The 22,335-nt window shown below is 39.4% G+C and carries 18 protein-coding genes and 1 tRNA gene; 5 read left to right on the forward strand and 14 right to left on the reverse strand.

Translation table 11 applies throughout. The features are described 5' to 3' along the window. Nucleotides 1-2: 2 nt before the first annotated feature. From rfbD to M2132_RS12115, 3 genes are all read left to right on the forward strand, one after another. Nucleotides 3-878 carry a dTDP-4-dehydrorhamnose reductase gene (gene rfbD, locus M2132_RS07635; protein ID WP_280672750.1) on the forward strand — a complete coding sequence of 292 codons (876 nt, stop codon included), beginning with the start codon at nucleotides 3-5 and terminating at the stop codon, nucleotides 876-878. A 576-nt stretch (nucleotides 879-1,454) separates the two neighbouring features. Continuing rightward, nucleotides 1,455-2,921 (forward strand): SIR2 family protein, encoded by a 1,467-nt coding sequence (locus M2132_RS07640; RefSeq protein WP_280672749.1) that lies wholly within the window; start codon nucleotides 1,455-1,457, stop codon nucleotides 2,919-2,921. An 11-nt stretch (nucleotides 2,922-2,932) separates the two neighbouring features. Then, the gene (locus M2132_RS12115) at nucleotides 2,933-3,169 is read left to right on the forward strand and encodes a HEPN family nuclease (RefSeq protein ID WP_407932416.1); all 237 of its coding nucleotides are present in this window, start codon (nucleotides 2,933-2,935) and stop codon (nucleotides 3,167-3,169) included. A gap of 20 nt (nucleotides 3,170-3,189) precedes the next feature. Here the strand turns inward: M2132_RS12115 and M2132_RS07645 are convergent. Then, nucleotides 3,190-3,264 (reverse strand) — tRNA-Pro (locus M2132_RS07645). A gap of 348 nt (nucleotides 3,265-3,612) precedes the next feature. Between M2132_RS07645 and M2132_RS07650 the strand changes: the two genes are divergently transcribed. Continuing rightward, a complete protein-coding gene (locus tag M2132_RS07650; protein ID WP_280672748.1) occupies nucleotides 3,613-5,595 on the forward strand; it encodes a M1 family metallopeptidase in 1,983 nt (660 codons plus the stop codon). A 105-nt stretch (nucleotides 5,596-5,700) separates the two neighbouring features. Here M2132_RS07650 and M2132_RS07655 read toward each other — a convergent pair whose 3' ends face one another. The 13 genes from M2132_RS07655 to M2132_RS07715 form a co-directional block, all read right to left on the reverse strand. After that, on the reverse strand, nucleotides 5,701-6,426 hold the full coding sequence (locus M2132_RS07655; protein WP_280672747.1) for a T9SS type A sorting domain-containing protein: 726 nt from the start codon (nucleotides 6,424-6,426) through the stop codon (nucleotides 5,701-5,703). Between the two features lie 45 nt (nucleotides 6,427-6,471). Continuing rightward, nucleotides 6,472-7,263: an Omp28 family outer membrane lipoprotein gene (locus tag M2132_RS07660; RefSeq protein WP_280672746.1), complete on the reverse strand. Its 792-nt coding sequence runs from the start codon at nucleotides 7,261-7,263 to the stop codon at nucleotides 6,472-6,474. Between the two features lie 12 nt (nucleotides 7,264-7,275). Then, nucleotides 7,276-9,033, reverse strand: coding sequence for a DUF6029 family protein (locus tag M2132_RS07665; RefSeq protein WP_280672745.1), 1,758 nt, complete (start codon nucleotides 9,031-9,033; stop codon nucleotides 7,276-7,278). 9 nt (nucleotides 9,034-9,042) lie between these two features. Beyond that, nucleotides 9,043-9,534 (reverse strand): TlpA disulfide reductase family protein, encoded by a 492-nt coding sequence (locus tag M2132_RS07670; protein WP_280672744.1) that lies wholly within the window; start codon nucleotides 9,532-9,534, stop codon nucleotides 9,043-9,045. A 245-nt stretch (nucleotides 9,535-9,779) separates the two neighbouring features. Then, nucleotides 9,780-14,012: an acyl-CoA dehydratase activase-related protein gene (locus M2132_RS07675; protein ID WP_280672743.1), complete on the reverse strand. Its 4,233-nt coding sequence runs from the start codon at nucleotides 14,010-14,012 to the stop codon at nucleotides 9,780-9,782. 212 nt (nucleotides 14,013-14,224) lie between these two features. Then, a complete protein-coding gene (locus tag M2132_RS07680; RefSeq protein ID WP_280672742.1) occupies nucleotides 14,225-14,776 on the reverse strand; it encodes a hypothetical protein in 552 nt (183 codons plus the stop codon). Nucleotides 14,777-14,923: 147 nt separating this feature from the next. Next, on the reverse strand, nucleotides 14,924-15,817 hold the full coding sequence (gene dapA / locus M2132_RS07685; RefSeq protein WP_280672741.1) for a 4-hydroxy-tetrahydrodipicolinate synthase: 894 nt from the start codon (nucleotides 15,815-15,817) through the stop codon (nucleotides 14,924-14,926). A gap of 32 nt (nucleotides 15,818-15,849) precedes the next feature. Continuing rightward, nucleotides 15,850-16,407: a DUF6913 domain-containing protein gene (locus tag M2132_RS07690; protein WP_280672740.1), complete on the reverse strand. Its 558-nt coding sequence runs from the start codon at nucleotides 16,405-16,407 to the stop codon at nucleotides 15,850-15,852. A gap of 7 nt (nucleotides 16,408-16,414) precedes the next feature. Next, the gene (gene ligA, locus M2132_RS07695; protein ID WP_280672739.1) at nucleotides 16,415-18,421 is read right to left on the reverse strand and encodes an NAD-dependent DNA ligase LigA; all 2,007 of its coding nucleotides are present in this window, start codon (nucleotides 18,419-18,421) and stop codon (nucleotides 16,415-16,417) included. A gap of 81 nt (nucleotides 18,422-18,502) precedes the next feature. Further along, complete coding sequence (argC, locus tag M2132_RS07700; RefSeq protein WP_280672738.1) at nucleotides 18,503-19,477, reverse strand: N-acetyl-gamma-glutamyl-phosphate reductase; 975 nt, start codon at nucleotides 19,475-19,477, stop codon at nucleotides 18,503-18,505. Next, on the reverse strand, nucleotides 19,474-19,818 hold the full coding sequence (locus tag M2132_RS07705; protein WP_280672737.1) for a hypothetical protein: 345 nt from the start codon (nucleotides 19,816-19,818) through the stop codon (nucleotides 19,474-19,476). The genes argC and M2132_RS07705 overlap by 4 nt, the downstream gene beginning before the upstream one ends. 78 nt (nucleotides 19,819-19,896) lie before the next feature. Then, complete coding sequence (locus tag M2132_RS07710) at nucleotides 19,897-21,432, reverse strand: flotillin family protein (protein ID WP_280672736.1); 1,536 nt, start codon at nucleotides 21,430-21,432, stop codon at nucleotides 19,897-19,899. A gap of 42 nt (nucleotides 21,433-21,474) precedes the next feature. Beyond that, the gene (locus M2132_RS07715; RefSeq protein WP_280672735.1) at nucleotides 21,475-22,050 is read right to left on the reverse strand and encodes an NfeD family protein; all 576 of its coding nucleotides are present in this window, start codon (nucleotides 22,048-22,050) and stop codon (nucleotides 21,475-21,477) included. Between the two features lie 175 nt (nucleotides 22,051-22,225). Here M2132_RS07715 and M2132_RS07720 point away from each other — a divergent pair. Continuing rightward, the coding region (locus M2132_RS07720; RefSeq protein WP_280698249.1) for a DUF4372 domain-containing protein at nucleotides 22,226-22,335 on the forward strand (110 nt) is incomplete at its 3' end.

Here is a 22,335-nt window from a genome sequence, read left to right on the forward strand (position 1 = left end):
ATATGCAAAAAAATATATTAGTAACAGGGGCTAACGGTCAGTTGGGTAGCGAATTGAGGAGAATTGTTAGTAATGACGGAACTAACTTTCGTTTTTTCTTTACAGATGTGGCCGAACTTGATATAACTAACCCGGAAGCAGTGGAGGCTTTTGTTTCTGGAAATTCTATCGATTATATAATTAATTGTGCTGCTTATACGGCTGTCGATAAAGCGGAAGATGATGAGGAACTTTGCCGGAAAATAAATACGGATGCGGTACGCAATCTGGGAATGGCTGCGACGAAACATGGGGCGAGGGTTATTCATGTGTCGACCGACTATGTTTTTGATGGAACAAAAACGAGTCCTTACGTCGAAACTGATGCCGTCTGTCCAAAGTCGGTTTATGGTATTACCAAGCAGGCAGGCGAAGCTGTATTGCAGGAGGTTTGCCCCGAATCGGTTATTATCCGCACGGCATGGCTGTATTCAGTTTATGGGAATAATTTTGTAAAAACCATGATTCGTCTGGGTAAGGAGCGCAACGAACTGAATGTTGTATCCGACCAAACAGGCACGCCAACCAACGCCGCCGATTTAGCAAAAGCAATAGTAAATATATTAAATATGGCCGAAAAAGGAGGTTTCGTTCCGGGCATATATCATTATTCTGACGAGGGAGTTACGACCTGGTACGACTTTACTGTAGCTATTCATAAATTGGCAGGTATTACAAGCTGCAAAGTGAATCCGATACCAACAAGTGCCTATCCCACGCGCGCCGTCAGACCACAATATAGCGTATTGGATAAAACTAAAATAAAAACAGTCTACAGCCTTGGAATACCTCGCTGGGAAGATAGTTTGGCTGTTTGCATCGATGAGTTGTTGAACTAATTGTCCCGTCCTAAAAAGGGGCTATAGGTTTAATTAGACAAAATATTAATAATTTATGAGATAGTTGTCGAGCTAGCCCGACAACTATCTTTGTTTTTTACAGGTTTTGATATCTACATTTTTTTGCTTTGCATTTCATCTGAAGTTTTCATGGATCATCCCGAATTCTTGTGAAGACAAATTTAATTTTTCGAGCGAGAAGAAGAAATAGAATATAGTATCAATCAAAAGGAAAATCACCATAAGCTGCTAACAATAAGTATTCTATAGATACAAAATACGCCAACTCTATATATAAAGCTCCCTATTAAATCAAAAAAAATATCTTTTTGTTTTCTCCTCCACAACTTTCCAGGGTGATCCCAAATTTTTGTTTTTAAGTTTCTAAATAAAAGAAGCGTACTATCTTCCGTCCTATTTCGTCTATTTGAATTTGCGGATTCCTATAAACTGGACATAAAAAGTACAATCCCCCTATAATGGGAGCTTTATTCTGATAACAAAGATATAATATTTTGTAGGATACAAATATTTTAATCTATAAAGATGAGATAAATATAATTTGCGTGAAATTAAATGGAACTAAAAATCTATACTGAAATTCTTTTACTCTTTCGTACTAAAATGATTACTTTTAATGCAATTTTGTTAACACTCAATATAATTTGTATTTTTGAGATATGCAGAAAACAATCGACCAAAAAGGATAATATTATGGGATGTGAATGCGTGCATTGCAAAAATAATCTTCCATTTGATTTACCACATGAGATTATTGAGGCTGCAAAGAACGGAAATTTAGTGATTTTTGCAGGTGCGGGGATTAGTACAGAATCAAAGAGAATATTTAAAGAAACCTTATATGGAGATGTGGCTTTAGATTTAGACCTTCCTGCTAATACAAATTATGATTTCCCAACCTTAATGTCCTTATATTGCGAACAAAAGAATGGGAGACAATTACTATTAGAAAAAATTAGGCATCGATTTGAATATTGCCATCAATTTAATGAGCTATATATGGATGCTACAAGCTTTCACCGAGAGTTATCATCAATATATTTGATAGATACAATCTTTACTACTAACTGGGACGATTATTTTGAAAGAGAGTGTAATGCAATCCCAATTGTAACAGCAGAAGATTTTGCTTTTTATAATACTTCTGGTCGAAAAGTTTTCAAGATTCATGGCTCAATAAGTAATTATGGAAGTATTATTGCAACTACAGAAGATTATAATAATTGCTATAAAAATCTTAAATCGGGATTAATGGGTAGTTATTTGAAAACTATTTTAGCTACCAAGACTGTTGTTTTTATAGGTTTTTCATTTAACGATTTCGACTTCAATAAGATATATTCTTATCTTAAAAAGGAAATGAGAGATATTTTGCCTCATTGTTATATTGTTACCATAGACAATTCATTCAAAGAAAGATTTGCAAAAGAAAAAGCAACTGTAATTAATACGGACGGGAGATATTTTATATCAATTATTAGAGAACATTTAGAGGGTTCAAATTATCTAATTCCAAAAGACAATCTTGAAACAATAGAACTATTATCAATTTTAAATGCTAAAGCCCATAGAGTTTCTACCGACTTATATTACGAGAAAAAATCTACAACAAGATTATATAATTTATTTTATCAGGATGGTCTTAAACATGCTTTTGATTATTTTATGTACCATTCCAAGTCAGGAATAATATTTAATGCTGAAAAAATATTTAATCAGATTAAAACTTATGAGTATTTTAAAAAGGGAATGCTAAAAGCCAAAAACTACCCAGATTATACCTATGTTGAGGGGTATATTATGGGCTTATACTCAATTATTGATAAAAATATAATTGATGATTTTCCTCTTTATTATATTATTGGATTGGGGCATGTAAATGACAATAAAGAGTATATTTCTTTATTAGAAGAGCAGGAAATTTATCACAAAACGGCAGATAAAATAGGAAAAAAATATTTCAAAGAATACTTCGATGAAAAAACCGAAACAGTCCCGCATCATAGACCTTTTATATTTTAAATTTTAAGAACATAAGCGAATATACCAACTTCCCGAAAGATTTCTTAGTAAGAACAAAAGACAACCTCAACAATTACGAAGGGGATTATGCTGTTACAAATTTGATTAATAGCTATTTATGGCTAATAATTATTCCTGATGAATTATTAATAAAAAAGTTACCTAATTACCAATTTACAGATAATGATAACTCTATATATAAAGCTTATAAAACGGAAACCATAGCGGAAACAAAAAAGCCTAACTAATAATAGTCAGACTCTATTTGTCGGGATACCAGGATTCGAACCTGGGACCCCCTGCTCCCAAAGCAGGTGCGCTAACCGGACTGCGCTACATCCCGTAACAGGTGGCATTTAAACCGATGCAAAAGTACCACTTTTTTTTTAACTACAAAACTTTTTTGCGTTTTTTCGAATAAAGAAAAGCAAACAATTTTTATTGTAAAGGTGTTTGGGGCTTTTTAGTACAAAATAATAAAGCAAGAATATGTTGATTTTACAACTGTAAAAACATGCGGCATACAATTATATCACTATATTGCACATCAAAACAAACAAGTACTTTTCATGAGAAAGTTTAATATAGTTGTCCTCCTTACACTTCTTCTCCTTTTCGTTTCGTGCCAGAAGAGACAGGATATAGACAATCTATTTTCAGAATAGAAACTTCAACAACCTCAATAATAAATATGAAACAGAATTATTTTTTAGCAGGATGTTTATTATTTTTTTATGTTCTATTTACCCAGAATGCAAATGGACATACCAATCAAGTGTGGTGGGATAACTTACCACAAAAAAACAATAGAAATATATTAAAAGTACTGCCCACAGAGCCACAATATGCTTACGATGTGAAGTGGTATTTTCTGAATCTTCATGCCGAAAATAATACGGTACAACTATCGGGAGACGTTACCATTAAAGCCGAAGTTATTCTTCCATCTATGGAAACCTTTTCGTTTCATCTTCATGCCGATTATACCATCGACAGTGTCTTTGTAAACGGGATAAAAAAAGAATTCTTAAACAAGGGTGACGAAAGATTAGTTACCAACTTGAATTTTGAAAAAGGCACATTGTTCGATGTCCGGATACACTATCATGGGGCTTTGATGGAAGACAATGGGCATTTTTCCGGAATAAGAACGCAATTGGAAAAGAGCACAAACAAAAATGTTACATGGACGCTATCCCAACCCAATAATGCTTATCAATGGTTTCCCGTAAAGCAAGACCTGACCGACAAGGTCGACTCCGTTTGGGTATTTGTCACAACATCGAACATCAATAAGGTAGCATCGAACGGCTTGCTCAGTAATGTTGTTCCACTCCCTGACAACAAGGTACGATACGAATGGAAATCGAACTACCCTATTGACTATTATTTGATATCGATAGCCGTTGCCGATTATATGGACTACTCTTTCTATGCCGAGATTCCAGAAGCAAAAACAAATCTATTAGTTCAGAATTATATATATAATGATTCGGATTTTTTCGAAAAACACAAACCAAATATCGACAAAACGAGAGATATGATTACATACTTTTCTTCGATATTTGGTCCTTATCCGTTTCAGTCCGAAAAATACGGACATGCCGCTGCGCCTATGGGAGGAGGCATGGAACACCAAACAATGACAACATTAAGCATTTTTAGTGAAGGTGTAATTGCACACGAGCTGGCACATCAGTGGTTTGGAGATAATGTTACATGCTCATCGTGGGAGTACGTTTGGCTGAACGAGGGTTTTGCCATGCACGCCGAATACCTTTGGTATGAACATCTTTATGGACAGAAATATGCATTCGATGCTTTTAACAACAATATATTAGAAAACATTCGAATAGAAGGAAAAGAAGGCAGCGTTTATGTACCAGCTCAATATATTGACGATGCCGACCGGATATTCAGCAATATTTTAACATACTACAAAGGTGCCGCACTTGTCCATATGTTAAGGCATGAATTGGGCGATGATTTATTTTTTAAGATGCTCCGTGCTTATCAACAAAAATTTGCAAACTCTTCTGCAAATTTGAAGGACTTTATAGATGTTTTGTCCGAATTGTCGGGAGAAGATTTTACTTACTTTTTCGATCAATGGTTTTATGGGGAAGGATACCCGTGTTTCAATATCACTTGGCAAGAAACCGATAGCAAATTGTATTTAAAGTCCGACCAAACCACCACAGTTCCGGCCACTACTCCCCTATTCAAAATAAATTTTGACCTGCAAATCAATTATGAAGATGGATCCAGCGAATTAGTTTCTTTTTTTCAAGGCCAGACGTCACAGTATTTTTCGCACGATATACCCTCCGATAAGAAAATAAGATCCATTACATTCGATCCTTCGCATTGGTTGTTAACAAAAGCTGAAGTAAGGCAAGGAACAGCATCGGTAGAAAATGAATTTGCAGACAGTGATATCAGTGTATCCACCAATACAACAACAAAAACAATTAATATTGAGTTCGGAAGCGCATTGAATGGTGAAAAAGTTATTCAATTGTTCAACAACTCCGGAAAAATGGTTTTGAGCACCAAATCCAATAGTACAACACATATCATCAGTACATCAAATTTGGATAGTGGAGTATATATCTTGTCTGTTTCTTGTGGCGGTAATATTTATAACGAAAAGCTTATAATACTTCCTTCGTAATCTAAAAACATCTCCGGAGAGTTTCACTAAAAGCAAAAAAAACAGGATTCAAGTCTAAAAACCTGAATCCTGTCCATATTTCATTATCTTATCTGGTGTCTTTCCTTATCTTGCTATAAACTTATTTGTTTCAACTAAGTTTCGTCCTTCTTCTATTGTATAGAAGTAAACACCTTTCGACAAACCTACGCTTTGCGAACCACTTAAGTTTCTTAGTGATGTTTTATAAACAACGCGTCCTGTTACGTCATAAACCGCTAACCGACGATTAGCCGATTTATCGAAATCGTATACAAACTCAGTGTTGCCACCGGCTGTTATAACATTTACGTTACGTTGGCTAATTGCATCATCATTAATACCCTGAGTATCTTTATAATCATAGTTTATAGTAAGAGTTACAGACTCTTCAGTATTACTTTCAGGATATAGTTTATAAATAACCTTTACTTGCGTATAAGAGCCTTTTTCAGGAAGAAAAGAAAGGTGTGGATTTCCTGATGATACACCAACCGGCACCGAGAAGTTTAGCGAAATATCATTATTGCCTATAACACAGTTGCCAAAACAAAAACTTAACTCACCTGCCTGTGGCGCAGTTACTACAGTTTGGCTCATAGTTGCGTTGACAGGAAATATAGAGGTATTTTCGCAATGTACTCCCGACTCCATAGCCAAGCCGCCAAAACCATCATCTTCAACTTCTGTAATTGTTATCTCCGCATTATCAGCCATACGTTGTCCATCACGAACAAAAAACAAAGACTGAGCAGAAATTGATGCTCCACCTAAAAACAGTGATGCAACAAATAATGTAAAAATCTTTTTCATATATTTTTCAGTTTTATTAATTTATAGTCTTTTTTCAAATCTCTTTTAGTAAAGAGATATCTCTTCTACATCGTACACCTCTTTGGTCTGTTCATTATATACAAACCCTACAACACTCATATTGTCGGTATTCCATACAAACTTACCATCAGTGCCCTTAGCTATAGTATAAACAACGTTTTTCGTCACTTGTTCATCTTTAGCAACAGTAACAACTTCGCCATAAATGCTATTAATGGCATCCCTGAATATATGATTGTGTATGTATTTGTCATTATAACCTCCATCCGGCATTTGCTGACGGGCTTGTATTCCGCTTTCTAAAGCCCAAAGCAATACTTTAAGATTATCTTGATCTTGAACACCTGTTACGGTATATTCTACATTCACATCGCCCGTTGTGGAATTAAAATTACTTGTTAAAGCAATATTCACCGGAGACATTTTTGCTGCGCGAACACTTACCAAACCAGGCCATGAGCTATATTCGCTCGATGGCTTACCTCCATCAACTACTGCTGTTGGAAAAACATTTGGCACACCATAAAACTCTATGTATTTATCACCCATATCTGTACGCAAAGGTTTTACAGATTGATTCCCGGCATGCATAGACACCACAACAAGACTATCTCCGTATATTGTACTGACAAGATTGTGAGTTAGCTCGGCTGCGGTTGGGCAATTAACACATCTCTGCCCTGTAAAATCGACCAATAAAACTCTTTTACTTGAAACCACCGGAAAGTCGATATAACGATCTGCTTCGTCAATATTATCGCATGCCTGAAAAGACAGAGCAAATATGGCTGCGAGTATATAAATTAGTTTGTTCATTGTTTTTTCTTCTTAAAAATTGTAGCTATAAGATAGTTGTAAACCTTTGTAAGCCGGTACTATGCGGCATACACCTCCCGAGCAGTTATAGCCTTCGCGTGTACGACCATAGCTTACCATCAATCGGTGCGATTTGTATGTACCTGTAACCGACCCCATATAATAATGAATATCAGTTTCGCCCACATTGTATGTATCCGATACCGAAAACATCAGATACGGAAGCAGAGAATATTCCAAAACTCCCGCAATCCAATCACCATAATCTTGTTTGGTTGTCAGATATTGCAATTCCCCACGCAAGGTGTTCTTATTATTAATTTTATATTTACCTTCAAGAATAAAAATATGAGTTTTCACTATTTCTGCTTTATCTAAAGTAGTAGGTTTTCCATATACAGCCAAGTGATTAAAATATTGATGCATGTATGTGAAATTCATCAACAGTGGAGCACTCATTTTCTTTTCTACTCCAAAAATCAAATCCTGATAATAGATTTTTCCACCCATCTTGAAGAAGGAAGAATTATAGCCTTTTGTACCCATCCATGTACCATATTTTTGTTCAACAGGATCCATTTCTATACTGCGGATATGAGAACCTCCAAGTTTTACGCGTGTTCCGTATTTTCCTCCCAGCGGAGTATTGCGTTTGAAGGTATATGATAGTTCACCCTGGAAAGCCCACTCTCCTTCGGGCTGGGTTGAATACGGATAGAGCGTGGCCAATGCGTATGTTTGTTGCTGAACAAATGCCGGCAAGTGGTTTATAGTAGAAGACAATGTTGATGGATTTCCACCTGGAGCCTGTCGTGTACTCATAAACGACATATTATCGCTGCGTTTTGCCTGCAACAATACACTCATCCCTTTTTTAGAATATGAACCCGCTAACAGCAATGCTTGTCCTTTGCGATAGATATAAGGGTGATTAAGATTATTTTCTTTATAAACACTTCTGAATGTAGGGTCATTGTTCTTTATAGCATATTCTGCTAAGAAACTATAATTACCCTTTTGCAGTTTTGCTCTGAAATCGAAAGCTCCAACATTTTCGGGCAGATTAAGTTTGTAATGTATAGTAGGATCATCAGGATTCACTCCTGCTTCTATAAATTCATCGCCTCTGTGTTTGCCTACATACGAAGCACCAAAAGTAAGGTATGTGTTCGATTCCGCAAGTTTTTTACTCCATTGGTCAATGCTAAATTCAGCATCCGCACCCCAAATAAATGTTTTGTGGTGGTCAAAATAATAACGTTGCTTACCTCCCAAAACTTTCAAGCGTACTCCTTTAAATGGCTGAGCAGCGATACGCCCCCCACGCAGAGAGTTATCTATACCCAAACTACGCTCTTCGTAAGTACGGAAAATGAGACCACTACCAAACTGATCGTAAAAATCACCGGCAGTAATCTGTATCTTGTCGAATTTGGCTGTCACATAAATATTAGGAACACCCCAACCCTCAAAGTCTTTTTCGTCGAAACCTATCAGCGGATGCTCCATAAATTCGAGGCGAGCCCCGGCTTCAATATGTTTACTGTTCAGGTTTAAGTTGAAATATGTATTGGTGAGCCACCAATCGTCCGAGCCTTCGGCCCCGATTTTCTTATCCTTTTCGGGGAAAAGCATTATTTCCGACTGGAGACTACCATTAATTTTAAAATCTTTCCAGAAACTGTCGTTTCCTTCCTGCGCTGAAGCCCGGTTCGCCGAAAGGAGACCGAGCAACAACAAACTGCCTAACTTCAGATAATTCTTTTTCATAGATTATTCTTATTCCGCATTGACAAGTTTACGAACTTCTTCTATAAGATGCTCTTCCGACCCATCGCTATATCCTGTTCTGGTTGAAACAATTTTTCCGTTTCCATCTACAACAAACGTTGCGGGAATCATATTTACACCTAAAGCACGTTTAAAGTCGCTGTTAGGGTCGAGCAAAACATCGTAATCCCAACCAAAGCCATCAACCAAAGGTTTTACTTTAGCGGCATTCTGAGCCTCATCAATCGACACGGCAAACAGTTTTACACCTGTTTCGTCTTGCCAATCGGCATAAACTTCATTTATGGCTTTCAACTCACGGTGGCAAGGTTTGCACCATGTTGCAAAAAAGCTTATAATGAATGGCTTGCCATCATTGTTGAGTTTCGCTGTATCGATAGTTTTTCCGTCCATTGTTTTTAGGCTTACCGACGGAAGCTGTGCAAATCCGGTTAAAACACATGTTAGTGCCAGGATTAGAGATAAAAAATACTTTTTCATTTGTATAAAAATTTAATTTTAATCAAAACAAAATTTGCTAAAAAGGTTATCATAAATATTGAACACTCAATCTGTATCTACAAATATAGGTATTTATTCGTCAACCGATATTAATGCCCAGTATATACAATAATATTTAAGATTTTAGACTTACTCGTTAACAAAAGGTTTAAAGTCCGCAAAAATAAAAAATCTATCTCTAACTAAGATAGATTTCTTTTAATGCTGTAAAACAGGTTGTTCTTTTATTTCAAATTATTAATCATCAAATGCAGTCGGTTCACTATGTTTACATCGCTTACACCGCTATCGTAGTCGAGCGATAATAAGTTCATCCGAGGGTAAAGTGTTTTTATTTTTTTCTCCACTCCTTTAGCCACAATATGATTGGCAATACACCCAAAGGGCTGCAATGACACCACATTATTCACATTCTGCTTGGCATACGACACAACTTCGGCCGGCAACAACCACCCTTCGCCAAACTGCGCTGTCAACGACACAATGCCCTTAGCGTGTTCCGACTCTTCAAATATATCGGGCAATGGCACGAAGTACCGAAAAGCAGACGATGCTTCATTTACTTTATTCACATATTTATAAGTAAGCTTATAGATTTTCTTCATCAGCCAATCTGGCAAACCAGACCGTTCCAAATTACTTTCCTTCGAATATTTCCTGTTTACAAAGGTCTGCAAAAAGAAATTACTCAACATCGGAGGGCATACCTCTATCTTATTTTCTATCAACCAATTTATGACATCACGATTAGCAAACGAATGGAATTTCAGATATATCTCTCCAACAATTCCAACTTTCTGATAGCTATCATCATCATTGACAATACCATTAAAGTCAGCTGCCGCAGTAGCCAACAGCTGCAACAATCCTTTAGAATCGTTAGCGGCTATACGCTGATTGGCGGCTTCTATATAATAATCTCTCAACTTCTGAGCCTGCCCCCTACTCTTTTCGCGTACCACCGAAGCGTGATAGAATTGCGACAGGCAGTCGCCAAACAATATGGCGGTAAGTGTAATCTTTATTATCTTGAACCAATTTATATCAAAGCCCGACTGTTCGTTGCTCAATCCGCCAAAAGCCAGTGCAACAACAGGTATTTGTGGGTATCCGGCATCCACCAAGCCATTCTTTATTAAGGCAATGTAATTAGTGGCACGACATTGCCCTCCTGTTTGTGTTATAGCTACGGCGGTGTTTTCAGGGTCGTATTTTCCGGATTGTACGGCCTTAATAATATCACCTACAACCAGTGTTGCCGGATAGCAAACCTCGTTGTTTGCATATTTCAGTCCGGTTTCGGCCGATTCTATATCGCTCTTGGGCAACTGATCTACCTCAAAGCCCGAAAGCTTTAGTATGGTAGGCACAAACGGCGAAAGATAGTCTGTAAAGAAAGGCGCGATAATCTTCCGCTTTTTCTTGTCTTCCTTCCGGTAAACTTTTGTTGTAACAAAGGGTTTGATTGCCCCCGACTTAGCGCCACTGTATTTAAGGCTTTCGATGAGAGATCTTACACGTAGTTTGATGGAACCGATATTGCTTACATCATCCAACTTCAGTATAGTCAACGATTTATTGTGCCGTTTCAGTATATTAGCTATTTCGTCCAGCAAAAAAGCATCGGGGCCACAACCAAAAGACGTCATCTGCATGAAATGAATATTCGCACCTTCCGTGGCAACCCATTTGGCAGCTTTTGTTATACGGTTAATGTATGCCCATTGCGATATCATGTGAGTTTCGCGGTCTACATCAATGCTATCGTTGTTCCGTGTAATATCTTCCGTCAAAACATTTACTCCTAAATCGGCAATCATGTCCGATAGTTTGTGTTGCACAAGCGGATCACTGTGATAAGGTCTACCGGCCAAAAGAATAGACAATCGCCCCTCTTCACAGCTTTTCTTATACAAAAGTTCGTTTGCTTCCCGCATTTCCTCCTCATACCGGAGCTGAGCGGCAAGTGCCTTATCGACCGCCCTGCAAACCTGCTTATCGGAAACACCCAATGTTTTGAAATAAACTATACAATTTTTCTTCAGCAGTTTTTCGTCCTTAAATGTTATGTTGGGCGAATCGACAGGTATATTGTAGCTTTCAAGAGGGCCTATTGCGCTTTTCACCACATCCGAATAACCCGACACGATTGGGCAATTATAGCTATTCACCGCCTTTGCGTTTTCTTGCCTCTCATAAACCACATAAGGAAAAAAGATGCGGTCTACACCTTTTTCCATCAAATCGTAAATATGACTATGAACCAACTTTGCAGGAAAACAAATATTATCAGACATCACCGAATGGACTCCCTCCTCATATTTCTTGAAAGTTGAGGGTTCCGACAAGTATGTTTGTACACCACATTCGTTGAACAAAGCGTTCCAGAACGGATAATTTTCGAACATATTCAAAATACGGGGTATGCCCACCACAGGCTTCGACGCATCGCCACTCAGCCTTGGGCGATTAAATATCTTATCGTATTTGTCTGTATATAGGTTAGTGCCTCTTACTTGTGCCGCCGCACCGTTCGAAAATATTTTTTCACACTTATTTCCGGAATAATAAATATTTCCGTTATCGAATGTATATTTATTGATGAGGCAAACGTTTTCGCATCCACGGCAATTAATCTGCCGGGCTGTGTATTGGGCTGCCTGCAACAGGTCTTGGAGCTTTACAACTTTCGTTTGGCTCTGCATCGACTTCGAAAACAAAGCGCATCCGTAAGCCCCCATCAGTTCGGGCAGGTTGCTACGATGCACTTCCAAGCCTATAAGGTTCTCGAAGGCTCGCACAACCGAATCGTTGCGCATAGTGCCTCCCTGAACTACAATATGCCGGCCCAGCTCTGTGGTATTTTTCAGTTTAAGGACTTTATACAAACAGTTTTTCACTACCGAATAAGACAGCCCCGCCGAAATATCGGCTACGGTAGCCCCCTCGCGCAAAAACTGTTTTACCTTCGAGTTCATGAACACCGTACAGCGCGTACCCAAATCGCAAGGATACTTGGCCGTACAGGCAATCTTTGCAAAATCTTGCACCGTATAATTCAGCGATTTAGCAAACGTTTCGATAAACGACCCACAGCCCGACGAACAAGCCTCGTTTATCTCCATTCGGTATAATGCCCCGTTTTCGATAAACATGGCCTTCATGTCCTGCCCACCAATGTCGAGGATAAAAGAGACTTCGGGGTCCATCGTTTTTGCCGATAAATAATGGGCTATTGTCTCTATCACCCCATAATCGAGCCCAAATGCCGCTTTTATTAAATCTTCGCCATATCCGGTGGAGCAACTGCCTTTTATTTGCAGATCTACGCCTGCTTCATGACTTTTGGCAAGCAGTTCTGACAAACCATTACGGACAGCCTGTATAGAGTTCCCTTGATTGGGAGCATAGTAGCTATAAAGAAGGTTTCCGGCTTCGTCAATCAACGTTATTTTGGTTGTTGTTGAACCCGAATCTATACCCAGATAGCAGTAACCTTTGTGATCTTTAAGCGGTGTGGATTTTATTTGTTTTTTATTTTTTTGCTCATGCCATTCCTTAACATCCTGATCATTACTGAAAATCGCTTCCAAACGATTATCTATTTTCAAATCGAGCCCTTTTTCCTCTTTTTGTAAGAATTCTAAGAACCCCGACAATACTACCGGCTCAGCCTCTGTCCTATCGGCCAAAGCAGCCCCCCATGCAGGGAGCAGGTTTGAGTTGTCAAGAATCACATAATCGTCTTCGTTCAGATGTAGATAGTTTATAAAGGCATTCCGCAAAGCGGGAATAAAAGTAAGAGGCCCTCCGCAAAACAATACTCTGGGGTTTATGCTGCATCCGTGCGATAATGTAACAACAGTCTGCACGGCTATCGCATGAAAAATAGACGCCGCAATATCGGCTTTCGATACATTTTTACTCACCAAGTTCTGGACATCGGTCTTCGAGAACACACCACAGCGCGAAGCTATGGGATATACATGTTCGGCCTGCAAAGCCAAAGAGTTCATCTCCTCTATGCTGCAATCGAGCAGAATTGACATTTGATCTATAAAGGCACCCGTCCCTCCGGCACAGTTGCCATTCATTCGCATATCGGGTACACCCCTATCCGAAAAGTAAATAACCTTGGCATCTTCGCCGCCGATATCTATTACAGTCGAGATATTTGAGAATTTCTTTTTTATCAGATTTGATACAGCAACAACTTCTTGCTCAAAGGGAATAGAAAACCGTTCTGAAAGCCCCATGCCTGCCGATCCGGTTATAGTTAAGCCTATTTTACATTCGCCAACAACCGCCAACAATTGCCCAAACAACGTGCGAACTGCTGTTTTCACATCGGCATGATGCCGTTCATATTTAGAGAAGATTATCTGTCCCGAATCGTCTACAGCAACCATTTTTGCAGTAGTAGATCCTACATCCAATCCCACTTTAAATATATTCATATCAAATCTGTATTTATCTTTCAGCACCCACAACCAACAGTGCATTTTTTCTCAAGAACAAAGATATAACAAATCTTATTTTCAAACAGGCGTTTAATACATTTTTTAAGAAATACGAACATCGAATTAAGAATAAGAAAAAAGAGATACCCATAGCGGATATCTCTTTCCATAATCTAAAAAAACCGTCAAGGAAAAAACCTGTTAAATGTTTAATTTTTCGTATTATACTTTTCCTTCTCGCTTCGTACTATTTCCCTACGGTCATTTTTAAATTTTAGTTTTAGTTCTTTTATTTGTTTTTGTTGCTCTGTTTGATCTATACTGCTTCTTTTTATGGCCTCAAGTTCTTTTTTATGATTTTCGCGCAGAGCCGAAAGTTTCCCTTGTGTTTCTTCGCTAAAACGGAACTTCATTTTGCAATCCATATCCCCCTTCATTTTCATGCGGTTTATTTTCTTTCCGTAATAATCGTTCTTCACTCTACCTGTCTCTTTCAGTGCGGTCTGTTGTTCGGGGGTAAGTACTTTATTTATGGCCTCGTTTCTGGATGCTCTCAGACTTTTTCCTTTGTAGTTCAGGTCTTTCTTTTTTTCTCTATAATCGGCATTTATGGCATCTATCTGCTTTTGCTGTTCGGTAGTCAAATCCAGTTTTTGCAGCAAACAAAGCCTATCTTTTTTTTGAGGAGCACGAGCATTCTCGGCACTAATGGTCAATGTTGCTGTTGCGATCAGTGCTATGACAAAAAATAACTTCTTCATAATCTTTCTAAATTTTTGAGTTTACGTTTTTTTGTTTCGTTTTCTGTTTAGATTAAAAAGCAGTCCGAACGTTTAATCAACATAGTAGATTTAACTTTTTGTCACCATATTCGAGCTAATAACTTAAAAACGCTAAAACTTAAAAGACTAACACTTTATATTCAAATCGATCAGCACCTTCTTTATACTCTCAAAAGTAGTGATACGGGTAGGAACAAGAGGAAGCCGGAGTTTATTTTCGATATACCCCATCATGTTGAGCATGCTTTTTACACCGGCAGGATTACCATCAACAAACAGTAGGTTAAACAATTCGCTAAAACTGTGATGTATGGTCAAAGCACTTTTATAGTCACCTTCAAGGGCAAGGCGTGTCATACGGCTGAACTCCTTAGGGAAAGCATTTCCTATAACCGAAATAACACCAACAGCCCCCAATGTAATGAGAGGAAAAGTAATAGCATCATCGCCCGATATGACATCGAAGTCTTCCGGTTTGCGCTTTATTATTTCGTCCATCTGGTTCATATCGCCCGATGCTTCCTTTATAGCAATCACATTCTTAAATTCGCGGGCTATGCGCAATGTAGTTTCGGCAGACATGTTTACCCCCGTTCTGCCTGGAACATTGTACAGAATGACAGGCAGTTCCGATGCTTCGGCTATCGTTTTATAATGCTGATAAATACCTTCCTGCGATGGTTTATTATAGTAAGGAACAACCGACAGGATAGCATCTACTCCCTCGAACGCTCCATTCTTCAACTCGTTGGCTATGGCACGGGTGTTATTGCCCCCCACCCCTTGAATAACAGGGATGCGGCCCGCAACGCGCGAAACCACCAAATCTACTATCTGCTTTTTTTCGTCATCGCTAAGAGTAGGTGTTTCGGCGGTTGTACCCAACACAACCAGATAGTCTGTTCCATTCTGAAGCTGATAGTCTACAAGGCGGGCTAAGGCTTCGTAATCTACACTTTCGTCATTTTTAAACGGAGTTACCAATGCAACCCCTACTCCTTTAAGGTTTATTTTCGGCATAATGAGGGAAGAATATCTATATAAATACAAATCTACAAATTATTTGAACTCCCAAACATATAGTTCAAATAAAATTTTATTTGTTCATACACGTACAAAATATCTTTATCTTCGTCTTTGAGGATAATGCAATCGTAAACATTCTTTTCAGATTCCTTTATCCCGATACAAAAAGAACTTTTGTTTTTCATCAGAAGATAAGTAAGGCAATTTTCTTTTCCCGAAACCGTGAAATCGAACAAAGTATCGTACCGCAAATTATCGAATTCCGCTTCTATGGGTGGTTGTAGCATTTGCTTCCAAGATAGGTCTTTTTCCTGTTCTATAACCCTTACTTCGGGCAGAAACTTAAATTGAGGCCCGGTGGCATCCGTTTTTTCTTTGTTGTCAACAGTCCATGCCGATACTTGCTTGCCGCAGCCTTTCAGGTCGAGTATAATTTTTTCGGCCAAAGGATAGTCCTGATAATCGAAAAACAAGACAACATCCCTAACCGCATCGAACGATTTGAAAGAATGAGGTCGATTGTTCTTCTTATAGACATCATTGATTCCCTTTTTCAGGAAAAAATTTGTTTTTATAAACTTCATATCTCTTCTATTCAATCATTTTCAGAAACTCTTCTTCGTTCAGAATCCTTACATTCAGCTTTTGTGCTTTTTCGAGTTTTGCAGGCCCCATATTGTCGCCGGCAAGGATAAAACTTGTTTTGGAAGAAATTGAACCACTGTTTTTACCCCCGTTCTGTTCTATGAGGTCTTTATACTCGTCGCGCGAGTGTTTCTCGAATGTTCCGCTTATAACAATTGTCTGTCCTTGCAGCTTATCGGTTCTTTGTTCCATAACAGAACTGCTCACCTCCAACTGCACACCAAACGAACGGAGTTTTTCGATAAGAATCCTGTTGTCTTCGTCTTTGAAGAAGTTTATAACACTGAAGGCTATACGCTCGCCTATCTCGTCAACCTCGATCAGTTGCTCAAGGGTTGCTTCTGCCAATTTTTCTATCGAAGGGAAAGCCGAAGCCAGTTTCTTTGCAACCGTTTCGCCTACATAACGGATACCTATCGCATACAATACACGCTCGTAAGGAACGTTTACCGACTGGCTGATGGCTTCCGTAAAGTTCTTCGCGCTCTTTTCGGCCCATCTGTCCAAACGGATCAGTTCTTGCCAACGTAAGGTGTACAGGTCGGCTATATTGGTCAGTAGTTTTGCATTATAAAGTTGGTTAATAGTTTTTTCCGATCCCCCTGCAATATTCATCGCTTTGCGGGTAATAAAGTGTTCTATCCGTCCTTTTATCTGGGGAGGACACTCTTTTGCATTAGGGCAGTAATAAACAGCATCGCCTTCGTCACGGACAAGTTTTGCTCCACATTCGGGACAAGTGTCTATAAACCTGACTTTCTGGGCAAACATATCACGCCCGGAAGCATCCACTTCGGTTATTTTGGGTATTATCTCACCTCCTTTTTCCACATAAACCATATCGCCTATATGCAGATCCAGAGCCTCTATGGCATCGGCATTATAGAGCGAAGCCCGTTTAACCACTGTGCCCGAAAGTTGTACCGGTTGCAGATTGGCAACAGGAGTCACAGCCCCCGTGCGCCCTACCTGAAAAGAAACGAAAAGCAATTTTGTGAGTTCTTTTTCAGCTTGAAATTTAAAGGCGATAGCCCATCGGGGGAATTTGGAGGTATAACCCAAATTTCGTTGTTGCCGCAATGAATTTACTTTAAGCACAATGCCATCTGTGGCAACAGGAAAACTTTTACGTTCAACGTCCCAATGTTTTATAAAATCGAAAACCTCCTGCAAGCTTTTCACTTTGCGTGTAGCGTCCGATATCTTAAATCCCCATTCACGGGCTTTCATCAGATTCTCGTAATGGGTTTCTGACGACAAGTTTTTCCCTACCATATAATACAGATAAGAATCCAACTTGCGGGATGCCACAACTTTAGGGTCTTGTTGTTTTAATGTGCCCGATGCAGCATTACGAGGATTGGCAAACAAAGGCTCTTCTTGCTCGGCTCTTTCTTGGTTGAGCTTATCAAATACCTTCCACGGCATCAGAATCTCGCCCCTGATTTCGAATTCGTCGGGGTAGCCGCTTCCTTGCAAAGTGAGGGGAATGCTGCGTATGGTGCGTACATTTGCCGTAACATCGTCACCCACAACACCATCGCCACGGGTTACGGCCTGTATCAACTCCCCATTGCGGTAGGTCAGGGAGATTGATGTTCCGTCAAATTTGAGTTCGCAAACAATTTCGAAATCATCGTTCAGGTCTTTTTTTACCCTCTCGTAAAAATCCGTCACCTCCCCTTCGGAATAAGTATTGCCCAGCGAAAGCATAGGATATTTATGGGCAACCTGTTTGAAGTGCTTATTTATATCGCTCCCTACGCGTTGTGTTGGAGAATTAGGGTCGGCATATTCGGGGTATTGGGATTCCAAGTCCGAAAGTTCCCGGAGCAATTTGTCGAATTCGAAATCGGATATCATAGGATTCGACAGTACATAATAATTATGATTATGCTCATGCAAAATTCTCCGTAGGTTGTCTATATGTTGCTTAGGGTCTGTTATTGCCATATTCTTAGGGTGATTGCTATTACTAACACAAAAGTAAAAAGAAAAAGCATTATTTTATAGTTTAAAGCAAGCTAAAGAAATTCAAAAAACACTGGCTTTCATTTTCAATCCTGCCGCTTGATCAAAACCAAACATAAGGTTCATATTCTGTATAGCCTGTCCGGATGCTCCTTTCAGCAGGTTATCTATGAAAGATTGTATCAACAGTTTCGTTCCATGCTTTTCGATGCAGAGAATGCACTTGTTTGTGTTTATCACTTGTTTCAAGTGGGGATTCTTTTTTATGACAAAAACAAAGGGGGCATCCCGATAAAAATCTTCGTACATTCGGATTGCATCTTGCTCTGTTCCATCAAAATGGGTGTATGCCGTAACGAAAATACCCCGCGTGAAGTTGCCCCTGATAGGGATAAAGTTTATATCCTCTTTAAAGTCGCTTTGCAAGGAAGCTATAGTTTGGCGTACTTCGCCCAGATGTTGGTGACTGAAAGCCTTATAAACGGAAACATTATTGTTCCGCCAACTGTAATGAGACGAAAATGTGGGTTTCACCCCCGCACCCGTAGTGCCTATAATGCCTGTGATGTGTACCTCGGCATTCAACAATCGGGCTTTTGCCAATGGCAGCAACGCCAGTTGTATAGCTGTGGCATAACAGCCGGGGTTAGCCACACGGTGTGCCGTTTGTATCTGCTCTTTATAGAGTTCGGGCAAACCATACACAAAATCATTATCGGGAGCATTGAGGCGATAATCGTTCGACAAATCTATCAATTTCAAGCTATTAGGAATAACATTCCCGGCAAGGAATTTTTCTGTATCGCCATAGGGTGTGCAGAAAAACAGTACATCCACTTCGTCAAGAGGCAGGCTATCGGTAAAGACCATATCCGTCTCGCCAAACAAATCGTTGTGAACATCGTACAACTTATTGCCGGCATTACTTACACTATTCACAAAATGAAGCTCAGCGTAGGGATGATTCAGAAGTATCCTTATCAGTTCGCCGGCTGTATATCCGGCCCCGCCTACAATTCCGGCTTTTATTCTATTCATGGCTCCAATCTTTTTTTCAGATACCGCAAGAAAGCAAATCTTGGCCTTGTCTGTAAATATTCCAAATTGTATTGATTGGCGTATGCTTCCCGTTCGAAAGAAATATTCATATACGCCCTATCCGGATTTCTATATCGAATCCACTTTGCGGTCCACTCAACGGTATACCAAAGGTAGAAAAATATATACAACAACTCCTTCATTTGTGCAGTATGTATCGCCTCGTGGTTAATGATATGGGCCGAAAGAACACCATACTCTTTCCGGGCAAAAATAAACCCGAAGATATTGATGGCTGCAAACCTTTTGAATGGGAATATGTTGTTGTATATTATCTTCATTGTCGGAGGAAAGAACAAACCCTGTTTAAATTAACATCATTAAACAGGGTTTTTATTATTTATCAGTAAACAAATGCCTTATCCTTTAGCCTCTGGCTCATCTTCTTCGGCCGAAGCCAAAGGGATGATAGGCGTCTTTGTATCTTCGCCTTTCAGGTAAGACGGAAGGTTCATTCCTGCAAGGTTAAACAAATCGTTCAACGGAGGAACGCTTTTCATCAGACCCGACAGAAAGTTGGCTGTGGACGTTTTTCCGTCTTCGCCGGCACCTTTGCCCGAATCCCAAACAGTAACTTTATCAATTTTGATGTTCTTGATAGCTTCAACCTGAGTTTTAACCAGTTCGGGAAGTTTTTCTATCAACAACAGCTGATAAGCTTCCGTTGGATTACCACCTGCGGCATCAACCATTTCTTTATAACCTTCGGCTTGTTTGGTAAGTATCTCGAAGAGACCTTTCGCTTCGGCTTCCATTTTTGCGAAGATAGCATCAGCTTCCCCTTTTGCCTGAAGTCTGATCTTTTCGGCTTGGGCTTCAGCATTGATTATAGCTTTTTTCTTTTCTATTTCAGCAGGAATAACAACGTTTGCAATCTGGGTTGAACGTTCCCTTTCGGAACGGGCAAGCTCGGCTTTCTGTTCGGCCTGATAAGCTTCTTCCAAAGCCTTGGCTTGTTGTACTTTCTCGGCCGAAATGGCAAGACGCATAGCCTCAGCTTCTCTTTCACGGCGCGAAGCATCCGAATTGGCAATCGTAATCTTAGCCTCATTCTCCCCTTGTATGGCTGTTGCATTGGCTTCCGAGGTTTTGACACGGGTATCTCTTGCGGCTTCGGCTTTACCGATAGATTCGTCTCTCGACGCCAAAGCGATGCTTACTTCACGGTCTTTTTGTGTGTTTGCAATCTTAACATCACGATCACGGTTCGTTTCGGCAATTTGCACGTCTCTTTCCCTATCGGCAAGAGCTTTACCGGTTTCCCCCATTTTTTCTTGCTCGGCAACGCTCACCTTAGCCTCATTGATGGCTTTGGCTGCCGCTTCTTTACCAAGAGCGTCGATATAGCCCGATTCATCGTTAATATCGGTTACGTTTACGTTGATAAGCTTCAAACCGATTTTACGCAATTCCGTATCCACATTTATAGAGATGTTGTCGAGGAATTTATCACGGTCGGAGTTAATTTCTTCGATAGTCATCGTGGCAATAACCAAACGTAACTGCCCGAACAGGATATCCTGAGCCAATTCTTGTATTTGAGCAGGTGTTAAACCTAAAAGACGTTCGGCCGCTGCGTTCATCGTATCTTTTTCGGTAGAGATGGCAATCGTAAACCTACAAGGTACGTCCACGCGGATATTTTGCCTACTCAATGCACTGCGTAGGTTTGCCTCGATGGATATGGGTTTCAGGTCGAGAAACGCATAATCCTGAATAACAGGAATGATAAAGGCTCCACCGCCATGAACACATCGAGCCGAAGCTCCGCCCGTTTTTCCGTAAACAACCAATATCTTGTCCGACGGGCATCGCTTGTACCGGGAAGACAGAAATGCAATGAATAGAATTGCGGCAACTACAAGTATCGCAATCAGAATAATTCCAGAATCCATAAATTTTTAAAGTGTTAAGTTATATATTGTTATATGTGAAAATTAATTCAGAATAGTGGTGACAATCAGATTAGAACCATCTATATCCAGAACCTTAATGGTTGTTCCCGATTTTATAGGTTCTTTATCGGGCGTTATCGCTTCCAGTTCGTGTACAGAGCCTTTCACACTGATAAGCACTTTGCCTTTGCCTGTTTTCTGGGCAGGTATATTGAGGTACACATCGCCGGTTTTACCTATCGTTTCACCTATCTTGAAAGAATTGTCTTCTACCATCTTGAAAAAAGTTTTTATTATCAGATAGAAAACAAAAACAAAAACGCAGCCTACAACAATCGACAATACCCCGAGTGCCAGAGGCGTTAACTGCCCATAAAACAAGACTCCGGCCCACCCTACACCAAGAAGGAAAAAAGTCAATGTTTTGAGCGAAAATAAATGAAACGGACTTTCGCTGGCACCTAAATCGGCATCCGTATCAACATCGGCGTCTATATCCGAGTCTCCACCACCAACAAGCGATATGACCATTTGCAACACAAAAAGCAAACTTGCCCCAATAGCCACATACCAATATATTCTTTGGGTGGGATCCATATTTTCAAAAAACTCTTTCATTTTTCAAGACTTTTTACAATAATTAATCAATTTATATCTCTAATGCAAAAATACTACTGATGCGCTAATTTTTTAATTTCAACCGTAACGGGTTGATTATATATAAGATACAAGCGTTCTTTGATTTTTTGATTTGAATTGACCGTAGCTTTGCATCCTTACAAATTGCACGGTTATGAATTCAGGCAAATATGTTTTCTCTCAATTATTAGAGTTTGTTGACCGATATGAGTTTGCTAAATGCGTAAAACGCTATAGAGGCGATTATCGAGTCAGAGATTTCAA

The sequence above is a fragment of the Dysgonomonas sp. PH5-45 genome (genome assembly GCF_029893235.1).
Lineage (GTDB): Bacteria > Bacteroidota > Bacteroidia > Bacteroidales > Dysgonomonadaceae > UBA1309.